This is a genomic window from Robertmurraya beringensis (genome assembly GCF_042433785.1).
Lineage (GTDB): Bacteria > Bacillota > Bacilli > Bacillales > Cytobacillaceae > Robertmurraya_A > Robertmurraya_A beringensis.
Genome location: NZ_JBHLUU010000117.1, coordinates 24,714 through 40,870, shown reverse-complemented (window position 1 = coordinate 40,870; position 16,157 = coordinate 24,714). Strand labels below are relative to the sequence as shown.

Below are 16,157 nucleotides of genomic sequence, written 5' to 3'. Positions count from 1 at the left end.
TTATTTCACCTCTTTCAATGCATCAGGAACAGAGAATCGACCTTCATAAATGGCTTTTCCGACTATCGCACCGCTCACACCTTTGCCTACAAGCTCCTTCAATGCTCGCAGATCAGCAAGTTCACTTACCCCGCCAGAGGCGATGACGCTTTTTCCTGTTTCAACCGCCAGTTTCTCTACAGCCAATAAGTTCGGGCCAGAAAGCATCCCATCTGTTGCGATATCTGTAAAAATAAATGTCTCTGCACCGGCTTCAGCTAGACGCTTACCAAGCTCAACCGCTGTGACAGAAGAAGTATCGAGCCAACCATGCGTGGCCACATAGCCATCCTTCGCATCGAGCCCGATCGCGATCTTTTCTCCGTACTTTTGAATCATTTCAATAGCAAACTCTGGGTTTGACACGGCCACACTCCCGATAATGACACGTGACACGCCATTGTTTAGGTAATGAAGAATATCATCCTCCGTACGAATCCCACCACCAATTTGTACTTTCGCATCAAGCTTTTGAGCAGCCTCGATCACAAAGCGGTCGTTCACACGCTTGCCATCCTTAGCTCCATCAAGGTCGACCATATGTATCCACTCGGCTCCTGCATCGGCAAAGCTTTTCGCCATATCAAATGGAGAATCTCCATACACGGTTTCTTGATTATAATCTCCTTGTAAAAGGCGGACGCATTTGCCTCCGCGCATATCAATCGCTGGATAAATAGTAAAGCTCATCGTGCCACCCTTTCTTTCGTTAGCTCAGTAAAATTACGCAATAATTCCATGCCTAGCTTGCTGCTTTTTTCCGGATGAAATTGCATACCGAATACATTTCCTCGACCTACTACAGCAGGTACTTCCACGTCATAATCGCAGCTAGCGATGACAACCTCATGATCCGGTGTATTTACGTAATACGAGTGAACAAAATACACAAAGTCTTCATGAATATTTTCTAAAATCGGCGAGGTACGGAAGAAGTGAATATTGTTCCAGCCCATATGCGGAACCTTGTACGCCTCTCCTTCAGGAGTTTCTCCGGGAAAACGAATCACGTTTCCTGGTAGTAACGCTAACCCCTTTGTTAAGCCGTTCTCTTCGCTTTCTTCAAATAACAGCTGCATACCAAGGCAAATACCTAGCAATGGCTTTCCAGTTTTCACATATTCCTTGATCATCGTAGTCAGGCCTGATTCGTTCAGCTTTTCCATAGCATCTTTAAACGATCCAACCCCTGGTAAGATTAAGCTATCAGCTTGTAGCAGTTCGCTAGCATCCTCTGAAATGAAGTAAGGAGCTTCGAGCCGTTCGAGGGCCTTCGAAACGCTGAACAAATTTCCCATGCCGTAATCAATAATTCCGATCATTTACAACATCCCTTTCGTTGATGGAACGCCCTTAATTCTTGGGTCAATCGTGGTTGCTTCATCCAATGCTCTAGCTAATGCTTTAAAAATCGCTTCGATAATATGGTGTGTATTTTGACCATAGTGAACAATCACATGGAGGTTCATTCGTGCTTCAAGGGCAAGCTTCCAAAGGAATTCGTGAACTAACTCGGTGTCAAAGGTTCCAACCTTTTGACTTGGGAATTGTGCGCGCATTTCTAAATGCGGACGATTGCTTAAGTCAACGACGACTTGTGCAAGCGTCTCATCCATTGGTACAAAAGCATTTCCATAGCGTTTGATTCCTTTTTTATCGCCTAATGCTTCACGAAGGACTTGTCCTAAGCAGATGCCGATGTCCTCTGTTGTGTGGTGATCGTCCACCTCTGTGTCACCTTTAGCGTTGATGGTTAAATCAAATTGACCGTGCTTTGTGAAAAGATCAAGCATATGTGTCATAAAAGGAACGCCCGTCTCTAGTTCTGATTTCCCTTCTCCATCAATTGTTAAAGCAAGTTCTATATTGGTTTCACCTGTTTTTCTTGTAATGCTTGCTGTCCTTGTCATCCCGAATCCTCCTGTTCATAAACTAGTCTTATTCATGGGGTACATTTTCCCTTTCGGAAGCTGGTGTTGCTACGCAACAAAGGCTTCCTTCAGGGAAAATGACCCCAATCTATTATTTAAATCGTGATTCTACCGCTCTTGCGTGGGCTTCTAGGCCTTCGAGTCTTGCGAAGGCGGCGATTTTTTCGACGTTTTGTTGTAAGGCTTTTTCGCTGTATGAGATAATGCTTGATTTCTTTTGGAAATCGTCTACGTTTAATGGGCTTGAGAAACGGGCGGTTCCGTTAGTTGGTAGCACGTGGTTGGGGCCTGCGAAATAGTCTCCGACTGGTTCGGAACTGTATCGACCGATAAAAATGGCACCCGCATGTTTGATTTGCCCTAAAAGCTCCATTGGATTAGCCGTCATCACTTCTAAATGCTCTGGCGCCAATGTGTTAATCGTCGCAATTGCTTCTTCTAATGTGTCCGCCACATAAATCGCTCCATAATCAGCAATCGATTGTTCGGCAATTGCCTTACGAGGAAGTGTTTCGAGCTGACGAACAACCTCTTCAGAAACCTGTTCGGCTAATTCTTGTGATGTAGTAACAAGCACACAGCACGCTCTTTCATCATGCTCCGCTTGAGAAAGGAGATCCGCTGCCACTTCGCTTGCTCGAGCCGTGTCATCTGCTAAAACAGCAATTTCACTCGGACCTGCAATCATATCAATGTCCACGTCACCGAAAACTTCACGCTTGGCTAGGGCCACATAGATGTTACCTGGTCCGACGATTTTATCAACAGGCTGAATCGCTTCTGTTCCATAAGCAAGAGCGGCAACTGCTTGTGCTCCCCCTACCTTAAAAATCTCCTTCACACCAGCTTCTTGAGCCGCAACAACGACGGCTGCCGGTAACTTTCCATTAGCACCTGGAGGAGACACCATGACGATGCGTTCAACCCCAGCCACTTTTGCTGGCATCACATTCATAAGAACAGACGATGGGTACGCCGCAGTTCCACCTGGCACATACACCCCAACAGAATCAAGTGGAGTGACCTTTTGACCAAGAATCGTACCGTTCGCTTCAGTCGTGAGCCATGAATTGCGAACCTGCTTTTCGTGAAACGAGCGAATATTTTCAGCTGCTTCCTTAATAATCGCCACATACTCCGCACCTGTTTCCTCGTATGCTTCACGAATTTCTTCTTCAGAAACCTGCATCGATGTTAACGTGGCACGATCAAATTTTTCTGTATAGGAAAATAGAGCCGTATCTCCATTTTTTCGTACATCTTCAATAATTGCCTTTACCGTTTGGCGTTGCTCCTCGGTTCCTGCATCCACCGAACGCTTAATGCTAACTGCCTCACTCACCTTTAGAATTCTCATCCTATTTTAGCTCCTTACTCCGTGAATCACGTCTGTTAACTTATCAACGATCTCACTAATTCGCTCATCCTTTGTTCGGTAGCTGACCGGATTTACGATCAGACGAGAGGTAATATCGGCAATGCGCTCATATTCTACTAGTCCATTTTCAACTAGTGTTTTTCCTGTAGACACGATATCTACGATGCGATCAGATAATCCGATGATCGGTGCCAGTTCGATCGAACCATTCAGCTTGATGATCTCCACCTGTTCTCCTTGTTCACGGAAGTAGGCAGCAGCCACATTCGGATACTTGCTAGCCACCTTTGGAGCCACATCGTTCATTTTTGTATTTGGCAAACCTGCAACCGCCAAGTAGCAGGCACTAATTTTCAAATCTAATAGTTCATACACATCACGCTCTTCTTCAAGCATAACATCTTTCCCTGCAATTCCTAAATCAGCCACGCCGTGTTCTACATAAGTAGGGACGTCCATCGGCTTCGCTAAAATAAAGCGAAATTGCTCTTGTTCCACATCGATAATGAGCTTGCGAGAGTCTTCAAACTCTGGTGGAAGATTGAAGCCCGCTTGACGGAGAAGCTCGACTGCTTCGTCAAAAATTCGCCCCTTCGGCATTGCAATTGTTAGCATTTCCTTCACTGTTAAGACCCCCTGCCTGCTTTTCCGATTAAAAAGACGATATCTGTATATTGATTCGTACATGCATCAATATTTTTCACACCATTGATATCTTGTAACACGACTTTTTCTCCGATGGCGCGTCTTTCTTTTGCCACCGTGTACGCTTCTTGTCGTCTTTCATCACTGAATAAAATACATGTCATCGGTGTTTCTTCTGATACTCCACCAAGCGCTTCAATTAAGCGGTCTAAGTATAGTGCAAACCCGGTCGCTCCCGTTGCCTTCCCGAACTTTTCTAAAAGAAGATCATATCTGCCGCCATTTCCAATTGGTGTACCTACCGCGTGAGAATACACTTCAAACACGATTCCTGTGTAGTAGCTCATATGACTAATAAGTGTTAGGTCAAACTTCAGCTTATCTTCCTCACCAAAGGCTACGACAATCTCCCACAATTGCTGAAGCTGAGAAAGGGCTTCACGACCACTTTCGTTTTCAATAATATCATTCGCAAAGCTTAGAACCTCCTCGCCTCCGCGAAGCTTTAGGAAATCCAATAATCTTTGCTTATCAATGGAAGATAACGCAAGGTTTTTTACATGCTCACGGTATCCTACATAATTTTTTTCATATAAATATTTCGTTAATGCTTGGGCCCGCTCTTCCGTTCCTAGAATTTGCTGGAACAATGTCTGAACAAAGCCGATATGACCAACGGAAATTTGGAACTTAGGTAGTCCAACCTCACGTAATGACGAGATTAATAGAGCGATGACCTCTCCGTCTGCGCTAATCGTATGGTCGCCAATACACTCCACACCGATTTGCTCAAACTCTGCTGGTCTGCCCCCTTCTCTTTGCTGTGCTCTGTAAACATTCGCCGAGTAGGCCAAACGCAGTGGCAAGTCTTCCTTTAACAGCTTAGATGCTGCCACACGCGCGATTGGGGCAGTCATATCCGGTCTCAGCACAAGTGTATGACCTTGTGAATCTAATAATTTAAACAGCTGCTGGTCAAGAATAGCCGAAGCTGTTCCGACCGTTTCATAATATTCAAGTGCGGGCGTTTCAATAAACTGGAAGCCCCAACGTTTCATTTCAGATTTGATCGCATCTCTAGCAATGCTTTTCGTTTCGTATAATCCTGGAAGAGTATCCCTCATTCCAAGCGGTTTTTCGAACATAAACAAACGACTCAAGACAATCACCTCTATATCAAAATGTTCCGAATCCTTTAGTTCGCTAATATGTTAGCAAATTGAAGTTATATGTAGTTTACTCCTTTCTCAAGGAAGTCGTCAACTGAAAAATTGGTAACAAAGTCGATTGGCGTCCATTCTCTTCGCTGTTATTGCTAGCGCAATAAAGGCTCGATTATGTACACCAATCGACAATGATATAAAAAAAGCCTCACTAACTACTGTTAATGAAGCTTTTCTTTTCCGTAAATCGGATCCTCTTCCCATCTTGCTGTGAGCTCTTCTTTTGTGTAAATCACTCGCATGGGGTTGCCACCAACGAACGCTCCTGCTGGAACATCCTTATGGACGAGCGTTCCCGCTGATACAATGGCTCCGTCTCCAATCGTGATGCCAGGTAAAATCGTGGTATTTGCTCCGATCATTACTTCGCTCCCGATTTGCACTTCTCCTAACCGGTACTCTTTGATTAAGTATTCGTGTGCAAGGATCGTGGTGTTATAACCGATGACCGTATTTTTGCCCACGCTGATTTTTTCTGGAAACATAATGTCAAGCATAACCATAAGAGCAAACGAGGTTTGGTCACCAATATTCATTTTTAGAAATGTTCGATACAACCAGTTTTTCATTCCTAAAAATGGTGTATATCGTGCGAGTTGGATTACAATGAAGTTTTTAACCACTTTTACAAAAGGGACGGTTTTGTATACATGCCAGAGAGAGTTCGCTCCTTCGACGGGGTAGCGAGTCGTCCTCCTCATTATCCTTCTGCCTCTAAAATCGCCAATAAATCAGTCATGTTTTCAAGCATATAATCTGGATTATACTTGGCTAAATAGTCGCGACCTTTAATCGACCAGGCAACTGCAGCCGTTCTTACTCCCGCATTTCTTCCTCCTAAAATATCATGATGGTTATCTCCAACCATGATCGCCTCCTCTGGAGTAGAATGCAGTTTTTCTAATGCCATACGTACCGGACCTGGGTCTGGCTTTGCTTTTTCCACGTGATCAAGTGCCACGACAATTTCAAAATAAGGATCTAGCTCGGTTAGCTTCAACCCTTTCATCACGACGTCAGACATTTTCGACGTTACGATTCCAATCTTATAACCTTTTTCCTTTAAGGCAATTACCGTTTCTTTTACACCCTCGAACTCCTTTACTAGCGAATCGTGATTGCTAATATTAAAGGAACGATAAGTCTTTATCATTTCCTCGACATTATCCGGATTCATACCGCCAAATGTTTCTACGAGTGTTGGTCCCATAAACGGGATCACATCCTCACGCTTGTATTGATCAGGATAGTAGTGCTGTAAGGTGTGTAGAAAGGATTGAATAATTAGTTCGTTAGTATCGATTAATGTTCCGTCTAAATCAAATAAGATGGTTGTTGTTTTAGTGGTCATAGACTGTTTCCTTTCGTTTTGAGAACTCCACGCGCTTCCATACTTTCACCACGATGGCGGTCAATACGATCGCCATTACTAAACGGATGAGTAGTAATGGAAGGACAGGTATTCCTAATGGTATAAAGATGAGGGTATCTTCCACAACGGCGTGGCAGGCTGCGAGGAAAATGAATGCAATCGTTACGTCCTTCTTGCTCACTCCATCCTCTTTTACGGCCTGAATCATGACGCCCGCTCCATACGCAAGGCCAAAGATCAATCCTGCCGCAAGAGTGGTTGATGTATTTTCCTTCATTCCTAATGCTCTTGTCACTGGTGCCATCCATCGAGAAAACACCTGAAGCCATTTTAAGTCCTTTAAAATTTGAATCACAATCATTAACGGCATGACAATCATAGCTAACTGAACAATTCCAAGTGCGGCTGTTTGCAAAGCATCGAGAAGAACAGGAATGACTCCACTCACACTTTCTTCTTTCGCTGCCACCAGCCCGTATTGCGCACGTTCACTTCCACCTTGCCACACAAGGTTTATCACAATTCCTGAAAAAATGGCCAATCCAATTCTAACGGTAAGAGCAATCCAAAGCTTCACGCCTACCTTTATGGCGACGCTCGATTCCACGAGCATATTATGTGAAAAAGAAAGCATAACTGCGATAATAAACACTTCTTTTACCGATAAATCAATCGTAAGCATGGCGCCGATGGCCGCGTACAGGTTGAGAAAGTTTCCTAGTACGAGAGGAATTGCTGCGTCACCAGAAAGTCCAAAAATCCCCATCAAAGGAGTAATTAACTGTATCACCCATGGCAGAACAGGGGTGTGCTGCAGCAATGCAACGATAAGGGCAACCGGAAATATAATCTTCCCCAATGCCCAAACGGTCTTCAAACCGACGAAAAACCCTGCTTTCGTAGATTGTAGCATCTTCTCTCCGTGCTCCCTTATTTGTATTAGGATGAGGGTAGTTTCCCCTGAAGCTAGCCTTTGTTGCGTAGCAACACCAGCTAGCGGAAGGGGAAACTATCCCTCTCCCTTATTTCATATTGGGTGGAGTTTCTCCTGAAGAACCTTTATTACGTAAGGAGAAATGACACCCTTTTCTCTCTATGTTTTACACACTCTGGTCCAAATACCGGACCTTCGCGTATCCTTTTACTCTTCGATAAACGAATAATGCAACGGCTATAACAATTAAGGCAATCGAAATCGTTTGGGCAATACGTAAAGATTCTGTTAACATCAAGCTGTCCGTACGCATTCCTTCCACGAAGAAACGACCGATGGAATACCAAATCACATAGGAAAGGAAAATCTCACCTTGTCGTAAATTCACTCTTCTTAGTGACATTAATAAAATAAAACCTAAAAGATTCCAGATTGATTCATATAAGAAGGTTGGGTGATAATAGGTGCCATTAATATACATTTGGTTGATGATAAACTCTGGTAAGAATAAGCCTTCTAAAAAGCTTCTCGTTACCTCGCCCCCATGTGCCTCTTGGTTGATAAAATTTCCCCAACGACCAATGGCTTGCCCAATGATAATACTTGGGGCAGCAATATCCGCAAGCTTCCAAAACGAAATATTTCTCTTCCTAGAAAACACAATCGCAGTAATAACCGAACCGATGAGTGCGCCATGAATCGCTATACCACCGTTCCAAATTTTGATAATATCACCTGGGTTTTGCGAGTAATAATCCCATTCAAATGCCACATAATAAATACGAGCTGAAATGATGGCAATAGGGATCGCCCAAAGCATCAAATCTGGGAAAATATCTTTATGCAGCCCCCTTCTTTCTCCTTCTCGCATCGCTAAATACAATGCAAGTGCAATTCCCACCCCAATGATCACACCGTACCAATGGATCTGGATTGGACCGAGTGACAACGCAATTGGGTCAATCGGTTGAATAGTTGATTCCATTACAGCTCATCCCCCTTAGGATTAATGTTCTTCGTCATGCTCGCCTTCTTCAATCACATCAGCCAAACGATTCGTAAACTGCTCCGCTGCGTTCACTCCCATTCGTTTTAGACGGAAGTTCATCGCTGCTACTTCAATAATAACGGCTAAGTTCCGACCAGGTCGAACAGGAACCGTTAATTTTGTTAAATCTGTGTCAATGATTCGCATTTTTTCTTCGTCCAACCCTAAGCGGTCGTACTGCTTGTTTTGATCCCATAACTCTAAGTTAATGACTAATGTAATGCGTTTATGACTGCGAACGGCCCCTGCTCCGAACAGTGTCATCACGTTAATGATTCCTAATCCACGAATTTCAAGTAAATGCTCAATCAATTCTGGAGAATTACCAATAAGCGTATCTTCATCTTCCTGACGAATTTCTACGCAATCATCTGCAACCAATCGATGTCCACGTTTGACGAGTTCAAGAGCCGTTTCACTTTTCCCGACGCCACTTTTCCCCGTGATTAGAACTCCTACTCCATAAATATCAATGAGAACCCCATGAACAGCGGTTGTAGGTGCAAGCTTACTTTCTAAAAAATTCGTCAATCGTCCAGAAAAACGAGTCGTCTTCTGTCTTGAACGCATAAGCGGCACAGCCTCACGTTCACACGCTTCGATCAGTTCTTCAGGTACCTCAAGCTCCCTTGTTACAATGATTCCGGGAGTTACATCCGTACAAAGCTTTTCCATACGAATGGCACGCTCCGTTGGCGACAATTTTTCCGCAAAGGTTAGCTCTGTTTTACCAAGAAGTTGGATCCGCTCAGCTGGATAATAATCGAAAAACCCTGCTATCTCAATACCCGGTCTAGAGATATCGCTCATCGTGATCGGGCGATTTATTCCTTCTTCTCCACTAATTAACTCAAGGTCAAATTTTTCAATAATATCTTTTGTGCGAACTTTCGCCATGGTCGTGTTCCTCCTCTGTATGTAAAGAGACAATTCCTATCTATTTTACCATCTTTTTATAAAGAACCAAATTTGATCCGCGTATTTTGTCAAAAAAATGACCCTCCTCAAAATTGAGAAGGGCTAGAAATTAAGGGGTAAACTCTTTTACTTGTTCACTCACAAAGAAATCCCTTCCATTGAATATCGAGATCCCCCTTAGAGGATACTGCTTTCCATTTACCGTAATGATATTTTTATTCGCGGGGATTTCAATGGAGATGTCTCTTTTAGTAGCTACAAATACAGGATTATATTTTTTCGAGTGATCAATTTTTGTGATGTAGCCTTGCTTCTCAAATGCATCCTTTGCATTTATGAACAACGATTGACTCAACTTTTCTAAGTTAAACCCCATGAACTCTGCCATTTTTTCAGGTAACTCCGTATTCTCTAGGAAGCCTGTCGGATGAGACGGACCGTACGCGTACAGAAATACATCTTCTCCCGTATGACCATATGTTGTAAAACCAAGTTGGGCTTTTTCTGCTAACATAGCAGATAGATCGGCTCCAACATGATTGGAGTTGATCAGCATTCTTACTTCATTGTTTGATAAATGATCCAGCCCATACTGCTTTGCCACTTGTTTGATATTGGATCGATCAGGCTTAAGGTCCTGTAGTGCACCCTCGATCGTCCGCTGGGCTTTTTTCAATGGCTGAATAATGCTTTCAACGGGAGTATGCGCATACGATCTAGATGTTTGCCGATTCCCTATCGAGATTCCACTATTTCCATGATCCGTCACGGCAATCACCATCGTGTTTCCATCTCTTTCAGCAAACCTAACTGCTTCCTTTACCGCCTCGTCGAAGGCTAACACATCGCTAATCATACCTACAATATCATTATTGTGTGCAGCCCAGTCAATCTTGCTTCCTTCCACAAACAGGAAAAATCCATCTTCGTCTTTTGAAAGAGTTTGAATCGCTTTGTTTGTCATCTCAGCAAGAGTAGGCTCGGAAGGCTTTGTTGCTGGACGGTCTATATCATAGGCAAGCGACTGCTCGGCAAAGCTTCCCCAGATTTTTGGCCCGTTCGCCTTTTGTAATTCACTTCTCGTGTTGACCCATTGATAGCCTTTTTCTTTAATGATCTTTTGTAGATCTTCCTGGTCTTTACGATTTGTTAAATGAACGGCTCCCCCACCAAGTACAACATCGATTCCTTGATACACCTGTTGCTCAGCAATATCTTCTTTTTGCTTCCGGCTCGGAACATGTGTGGAAAATCCAGCTGGTGTGGCGTGTTGAATTTCAGAGGTAGCAATTATACCAGTCGCTTTCCCTACTTGCTTCGCTCCTTCTAGAACATTGGCTACCGGCATGAGTGCATGCTTCGGATTTTCGTCCTGCTTGCCTGGTGTCGTAATTTTCGATGGAAGAAGCCCAATATAATGCTCATCCGTTTTGTTTCCAGTTGCCAGAGCAGTGGCCGCAGCCGCTGAGTCCGTGATCGCAGATTCTGCCGAATACGTTCGCACGCCCCCCGTCAAGATCTGATCTAGCGCAAGATCTCTTCCTTTATACCACCGGGCTAATGCGATCGCTCCCGAACTTGTTCCGTCCATCACCATCATAATGACATTTCTCGGGGACTCGGTTTGCGGCTGCTCGGCTTTCATCTCTGTACACCCTACACTTCCAAGTAAAATGATACATGCTAAGGTTGTAATCAGCAGTTTCTTGCTCATAAAAGCCTCCTTTCCCAATCGTTGTTTATTTTACTCATGTTGTTGGAAAGTAACCGGGGAAATGGAAATTAGTGTGGGAAAATGCCAATAAAAAAACCTCCTTTGCTTTAAAAGGAGGGTGGAAACTTAGTCATTTTCCTTTTTTCTCGAAAAAACAGTTTTCTGAAGGATGACATTTACGATCGACATGATGAGTGCGATGAAGAAGGCCATCCAGAATCCGTCGATTTCAAAGGAAGAACCGACCAGTTCATCGGTGAGCAGAAGTGTCAATGCATTGATGACTAGCAAGAATGCACCAAGTGTCACAAATGTGATCGGTAGAGTTAATATGATTAATATCGGCCTTACCAGCATATTTAGAATCGCTAATATGAAACTCGCGGCCAATGCCGCCCCAAAGTCTTCTATATAAAAGGAGTTTTCAAAATAGCCTGCCAGTGCGATAAACAAAATCGCATTAATTCCTATTCCTATAAGCCATCTCATCGCAATCATCCATTCTTATTTCACTTTTTTCAACGAAACCGAACCGGTCTTTGTATCTGCAAGAATCGTTGTAAAGGTATCCAGCGGTCTTGTAGATTTAAAACTAACCATTTTTTGAACCACTTCACTTTTATTTTCTACAACTGAAATATCGTCAACGTCTACTTGGAAACCACCAAGATTGGACTTTAGTTCGCCGCTTAATGCCCATGAAGCGGGTACCTTCACTTTGATGGATCCTGTTGTTGCTTTGGCTACAACCACATCACTTTGGTCACCAGCCAGTTCACATTCAATATTTCCGTTAAAGGATTGGAGGTCGAGCTTTTTATACGAACCATCCACTCTGATAGCTCCATTAATCGTTTCTGCTTCAAAATCTTCTATTTGACTTTGCGTAACCGTAATTTGTCCATTTGCTGTTTCTAGTTCTGTCTTTGAAGCCTTAATGTTCGACACATCCACTTTTCCGTTTGCTGTTTTTGCTTTAAATGAAGCCACCACTAGGTTTTCGCTTGTGATCGGCCCGTTAAACATGCGAATACGAATATGCTCAAATTCCGTAGAAGGTACGTATACCTTTGCCTGCACCTTCATCCACTTTTGTTGTGCTCCGAAACGTAGTTTATCCCCTTCGACCGAAAATAACACATCTTTAATAAAGAGGCTTTTCGCTTCTTCTGGTGATTCCACACGGTACACCTTTGCTTCACATTCGACTCGAACATCTGATTGATCCCAAGGGATAAGGGTCACCGAACCATTGGCCACGTCAATATCTATATCCTTAACTCTTGCATGTGTTTGTTGATAGATATGAGAAACATCTACCGATTGACCAAAATTCCAATCAAGATCAAAATCCTTGATCTTTTTAAACGCCACATCAACAAACTCTAGTATCTTATCTTTGGCAGATTGAGCCTTTTGATAAGAAAAACCTGACGACTTTTTCCCTTCCTCAATATTCACAACCGTTGAAAGCTCATGGTATAACTTTTGTTGCTTTTCTTCCATCGAGGTATTGGATTTCTCCAATTCTTCTAATAGCAGTAACGCTTCATCTACTTTAAGCTTTCCTTCCTCAACCATCTGCAAGATTCGTTTTCTCTCTTCTTTCATGTTTATACCCTCCCCAATGCTCAATAATCTTCAATCGCAAAGACTTTTATGGCTTTGACCAGATTCCAAATCGTAACGATGATAGCGATTAATCCTGTTAAAAGCGCACCTATCATGATAGCAATCGGTGCTGTGTCTGTTATCTGGTTGGTCATATCTAGATATACCGCTGAACCGACTAAAAACGGAACGGGAACTATTGGAATCAAATGCGACAAAAAGGCTTTCTTCGCATGCTGCTTAACATAAGAACTAGAAGAAACTAAAAATACAACCAATGGAAAAATAAAACCAGCAAAAAAGATACTCAAGTCACTCAGTCCAGCCAACACTTTCTCTGTATTCATTTTCCTTCATCTCCTCTGCTCATATGTACGTTCTTAATAAATAAAAGTTTCATGAATTTTGAGGAGAGTGATACAAATAGGAGCAATTCCTTATACGGAACTGCTCCCCTCTTTACGCATTAGTGACTTGTTCTTCTTTTTGCTGAATTTGCTTCTTCATTCGCTCACGGTCACGGTCGAGAATCGGCTTTAAGTATTTCCCTGTATACGATATGGGCACTTCTGATACCTGTTCCGGGGTTCCCATCGCAATAATGGTACCACCCTTATCGCCACCCTCCGGCCCGAGGTCAATAATATAGTCGGCTGCTTTAATGACATCGAGATTGTGTTCAATGACTAACACGGTATCTCCGTTTTCCACGAGGCGCTGAAGTACGACAAGCAATCGTGAAATATCATCTACATGTAACCCTGTGGTCGGCTCATCGAGAATATAGAACGATCGACCAGTGGAACGGCGATGAAGCTCAGACGCCAGTTTTACCCTTTGGGCTTCTCCACCAGATAAAGTGGTCGCAGGTTGACCAAGCGTAACATAACCAAGACCCACATCGTGGATGGTCTGAAGCTTTCTTTTTATTTTCGGGATATTCTCGAAATAAACGAGTGCATCTTCTACCGTCATATCTAGCACATCGGAAATATTCTTGCCTTTATATTTTACTTCTAGCGTTTCACGGTTGTAGCGTTTGCCGTGACATACTTCACAAGGGACGTATACATCTGGCAAAAAGTGCATTTCAATTTTGATAATTCCATCTCCACGGCATGCCTCACATCGGCCACCTTTGACGTTAAAGCTAAAGCGACCTTTTTTGTAACCTCGAACTTTTGCCTCATTAGTCGCTGCAAACACATCACGAACATCGTCAAACACCCCAGTATAAGTCGCTGGGTTCGATCTTGGAGTTCGGCCGATTGGTGATTGATCGATATCAATGACCTTATCCAGATGCTCAATTCCTTTGATTTCTTTATGCTGACCAGGCTTGGTTTTTGCACGGTTTAACCTTTGAGCTAATGATTTATGAAGAATTTCATTGATCAATGTACTTTTTCCTGAACCAGAAACACCGGTTACCGCGACGAACATGCCAAGCGGAAACTTGACGTTCACATTGTTCAAATTGTTTTCCTTTGCGCCCTTAATCTCTACGTAGCGACCATCACTTTTTCTTCGCTCAATTGGTAATGGAATAAATTTCTTACCAGATAAATACTGACCGGTAAGAGAGTTTGGATCGTCCATAACCTCCTGAGGTGTCCCAGCAGAAACAATTTGTCCTCCGTGAACTCCTGCCCCTGGGCCAACATCAATTAAGTAGTCCGCAGCAAGCATCGTATCTTCATCATGCTCAACAACGATCAGTGTGTTCCCAATATCACGCATATTTTTCAACGTATCAATTAAACGATCATTGTCTCGCTGGTGAAGGCCAATTGATGGCTCATCGAGGATGTAAAGCACACCGGTTAATCTCGATCCAATTTGTGTGGCTAAACGAATCCGTTGTGCTTCTCCACCGGATAAAGTTCCTGCCGCACGGTTCAATGTTAAATAATCGAGGCCCACATTGATTAAGAAACCAAGACGTTCTTTGATTTCACGCAGAATTAGGTTAGCTATTTTTGTTTCTTTTTCCGTTAAGTCGAGATGGTCAAAGAAATGATGAGCTTCTTGAATCGAGAAGGACGTCACTTTACCGATATGATGGTTGTTGATTAACACCGCTAATGTTTCCTTCTTTAAGCGGTCACCTTTACAAGTAGGACAGTGATGTTGAGCCATGTACTTTTCCATTTGCTCACGAATAAAATCAGAACTTGTCTCCTTGTAACGACGCTCCACATTTCGAATGACACCTTCGAATTGGATATAGCCTTCACGGATTTGACCAAAGTCATTTTCGTAACGGAAGTATATATCATCTTCTTTTGATCCAAATAGTACATTTTCAAATAAATGCTTGGGAATATCCTTCACAGGAATAGACATATCAATTCCAAAGTGGTTACACACGGCTTCTAAAAGCTGCGGGTAGTACTGAGAGCTTGTCGGCTCCCATGGTGCGATGGCATGCTGTTTTAAAGATAACTCTTTATTCGGAACAACAAGGTCCACATCCACTTCAAGCTTTGATCCTAATCCATCACAGTCAGGACAGGCTCCGAACGGACTGTTAAACGAAAACATCCGAGGTTCAAGCTCCGTGATGGAGAAGCCACATAATGGACAAGCATGATGTTCGCTAAATAGCAGCTCCTCTTCGCCGATCACATCAATAATTACTTTTCCTTCCCCAAGACCAAGAGCGGTTTCAAGCGAATCAGCGAGACGGGCAGTGACTCCCTCCTTGACGACGATTCGGTCAACTACCACTTCTATCGTATGCTTCTTGTTTTTCTCCAGCTCAATTTCGTCTGAAAGATCAAGCATTTCTCCATCCACACGAACGCGAACAAAGCCTTGCTTTTTAATATCTTCAAAAACCTTTACATGCGTCCCTTTGCGACCTGCAACAATCGGGGCCAGTACTTGGAGCTTTGTTCGTTCAGGATATTCCATAATTCGGTCGACCATTTGCTCGATCGTTTGTGAGCTAATTTCAATCCCGTGATTCGGACAGGTCGGTCGGCCCACTCTCGCATATAATAATCGTAAATAATCATAAATCTCCGTGACCGTTCCTACCGTCGAACGAGGATTACGACTCGTTGTCTTCTGATCAATTGAAATAGCAGGGGAAAGTCCTTCAATGGTATCCACATCCGGCTTATCCATCTGTCCTAAAAACTGTCTTGCGTACGCAGATAATGATTCTACATAGCGCCTTTGCCCCTCAGCATAAATCGTATCGAATGCTAGAGAGGATTTCCCCGACCCTGAAAGTCCTGTCAGTACGACGAGCTTATCTCGCGGAATGGTCACGTCGATATTTTTTAAATTATGAGCTCTAGCCCCTTTAACTATGAGCTTTTCCATTGCCATTGGTT

The 16,157-nt window shown here is 43.2% G+C and carries 16 protein-coding genes; all 16 read right to left on the bottom strand.

Going from position 1 to position 16,157, the window contains the following annotated elements:
- The 16 genes from hisA to uvrA all read right to left on the bottom strand — a co-directional run bounded on the left by hisA (position 1) and on the right by uvrA (position 16,152).
- Positions 1-729 (bottom strand): 1-(5-phosphoribosyl)-5-[(5-phosphoribosylamino)methylideneamino]imidazole-4-carboxamide isomerase, encoded by a 729-nt coding sequence (gene hisA, locus ACFFHF_RS18180; RefSeq protein ID WP_377058769.1) that lies wholly within the window; start codon positions 727-729, stop codon positions 1-3.
- On the bottom strand, positions 726-1,361 hold the full coding sequence (hisH, locus tag ACFFHF_RS18175) for an imidazole glycerol phosphate synthase subunit HisH (protein ID WP_377058768.1): 636 nt from the start codon (positions 1,359-1,361) through the stop codon (positions 726-728). Before hisH ends, hisA begins: the two co-directional genes overlap by 4 nt.
- The gene (gene hisB, locus ACFFHF_RS18170) at positions 1,362-1,949 is read right to left on the bottom strand and encodes an imidazoleglycerol-phosphate dehydratase HisB (RefSeq protein ID WP_377058767.1); all 588 of its coding nucleotides are present in this window, start codon (positions 1,947-1,949) and stop codon (positions 1,362-1,364) included.
- Positions 1,950-2,061: 112 nt separating this feature from the next.
- Entirely contained in the window at positions 2,062-3,327 is a 1,266-nt protein-coding gene (gene hisD, locus ACFFHF_RS18165) for a histidinol dehydrogenase (RefSeq protein WP_377058766.1), read from the bottom strand.
- Between the two features lie 6 nt (positions 3,328-3,333).
- A complete protein-coding gene (gene hisG, locus ACFFHF_RS18160; protein WP_119709982.1) occupies positions 3,334-3,972 on the bottom strand; it encodes an ATP phosphoribosyltransferase in 639 nt (212 codons plus the stop codon).
- Between the two features lie 2 nt (positions 3,973-3,974).
- Positions 3,975-5,153: an ATP phosphoribosyltransferase regulatory subunit gene (locus ACFFHF_RS18155; protein WP_160548669.1), complete on the bottom strand. Its 1,179-nt coding sequence runs from the start codon at positions 5,151-5,153 to the stop codon at positions 3,975-3,977.
- A gap of 224 nt (positions 5,154-5,377) precedes the next feature.
- A complete protein-coding gene (locus ACFFHF_RS18150; RefSeq protein ID WP_160548668.1) occupies positions 5,378-5,917 on the bottom strand; it encodes a heptaprenylglyceryl phosphate O-acetyltransferase in 540 nt (179 codons plus the stop codon).
- On the bottom strand, positions 5,917-6,567 hold the full coding sequence (gene ppaX, locus ACFFHF_RS18145; protein WP_160548667.1) for a pyrophosphatase PpaX: 651 nt from the start codon (positions 6,565-6,567) through the stop codon (positions 5,917-5,919). The genes ACFFHF_RS18150 and ppaX overlap by 1 nt, the downstream gene beginning before the upstream one ends.
- Positions 6,557-7,501: a nucleoside recognition domain-containing protein gene (locus tag ACFFHF_RS18140; RefSeq protein ID WP_377058765.1), complete on the bottom strand. Its 945-nt coding sequence runs from the start codon at positions 7,499-7,501 to the stop codon at positions 6,557-6,559. Before ACFFHF_RS18140 ends, ppaX begins: the two co-directional genes overlap by 11 nt.
- A 187-nt stretch (positions 7,502-7,688) precedes the next feature.
- Positions 7,689-8,507: a prolipoprotein diacylglyceryl transferase gene (gene lgt / locus ACFFHF_RS18135; protein WP_377058764.1), complete on the bottom strand. Its 819-nt coding sequence runs from the start codon at positions 8,505-8,507 to the stop codon at positions 7,689-7,691.
- Positions 8,508-8,528: 21 nt separating this feature from the next.
- A complete protein-coding gene (hprK, locus tag ACFFHF_RS18130) occupies positions 8,529-9,467 on the bottom strand; it encodes an HPr(Ser) kinase/phosphatase (RefSeq protein WP_340905481.1) in 939 nt (312 codons plus the stop codon).
- A gap of 130 nt (positions 9,468-9,597) precedes the next feature.
- Positions 9,598-11,202, bottom strand: coding sequence for an alkaline phosphatase (locus ACFFHF_RS18125; protein WP_377058763.1), 1,605 nt, complete (start codon positions 11,200-11,202; stop codon positions 9,598-9,600).
- A gap of 126 nt (positions 11,203-11,328) precedes the next feature.
- Positions 11,329-11,691 (bottom strand): phage holin family protein, encoded by a 363-nt coding sequence (locus tag ACFFHF_RS18120; protein ID WP_377058762.1) that lies wholly within the window; start codon positions 11,689-11,691, stop codon positions 11,329-11,331.
- Positions 11,692-11,706: 15 nt separating this feature from the next.
- Complete coding sequence (locus ACFFHF_RS18115) at positions 11,707-12,813, bottom strand: DUF4097 family beta strand repeat-containing protein (protein ID WP_377058761.1); 1,107 nt, start codon at positions 12,811-12,813, stop codon at positions 11,707-11,709.
- A 20-nt stretch (positions 12,814-12,833) separates the two neighbouring features.
- Positions 12,834-13,160 (bottom strand): magnetosome magnetite crystal formation protein family, encoded by a 327-nt coding sequence (locus ACFFHF_RS18110; protein ID WP_340905485.1) that lies wholly within the window; start codon positions 13,158-13,160, stop codon positions 12,834-12,836.
- A 112-nt stretch (positions 13,161-13,272) separates the two neighbouring features.
- Entirely contained in the window at positions 13,273-16,152 is a 2,880-nt protein-coding gene (gene uvrA, locus ACFFHF_RS18105; protein ID WP_377058760.1) for an excinuclease ABC subunit UvrA, read from the bottom strand.
- Positions 16,153-16,157: the final 5 nt, after the last annotated feature.

Bases quoted from the DNA above. Each gene is read 5' to 3' on its own strand.
- hisA (WP_377058769.1), bottom strand. From the start codon at position 729: ATGAGCTTTACTATTTATCCAGCGATTGATATGCGCGGAGGCAAATGC.
- hisH (WP_377058768.1), bottom strand. From the start codon at position 1,361: ATGATCGGAATTATTGATTACGGCATGGGAAATTTGTTCAGCGTTTCG.
- hisB (WP_377058767.1), bottom strand. From the start codon at position 1,949: ATGACAAGGACAGCAAGCATTACAAGAAAAACAGGTGAAACCAATATA.
- hisD (WP_377058766.1), bottom strand. From the start codon at position 3,327: ATGAGAATTCTAAAGGTGAGTGAGGCAGTTAGCATTAAGCGTTCGGTG.
- ACFFHF_RS18150 (WP_160548668.1), bottom strand. From the start codon at position 5,917: ATGAGGAGGACGACTCGCTACCCCGTCGAAGGAGCGAACTCTCTCTGG.
- ppaX (WP_160548667.1), bottom strand. From the start codon at position 6,567: ATGACCACTAAAACAACAACCATCTTATTTGATTTAGACGGAACATTA.
- ACFFHF_RS18140 (WP_377058765.1), bottom strand. From the start codon at position 7,501: ATGCTACAATCTACGAAAGCAGGGTTTTTCGTCGGTTTGAAGACCGTT.
- lgt (WP_377058764.1), bottom strand. From the start codon at position 8,507: ATGGAATCAACTATTCAACCGATTGACCCAATTGCGTTGTCACTCGGT.
- hprK (WP_340905481.1), bottom strand. From the start codon at position 9,467: ATGGCGAAAGTTCGCACAAAAGATATTATTGAAAAATTTGACCTTGAG.
- ACFFHF_RS18125 (WP_377058763.1), bottom strand. From the start codon at position 11,202: ATGAGCAAGAAACTGCTGATTACAACCTTAGCATGTATCATTTTACTT.
- ACFFHF_RS18120 (WP_377058762.1), bottom strand. From the start codon at position 11,691: ATGAGATGGCTTATAGGAATAGGAATTAATGCGATTTTGTTTATCGCA.
- ACFFHF_RS18115 (WP_377058761.1), bottom strand. From the start codon at position 12,813: ATGAAAGAAGAGAGAAAACGAATCTTGCAGATGGTTGAGGAAGGAAAG.
- ACFFHF_RS18110 (WP_340905485.1), bottom strand. From the start codon at position 13,160: ATGAATACAGAGAAAGTGTTGGCTGGACTGAGTGACTTGAGTATCTTT.
- uvrA (WP_377058760.1), bottom strand. From the start codon at position 16,152: ATGGCAATGGAAAAGCTCATAGTTAAAGGGGCTAGAGCTCATAATTTA.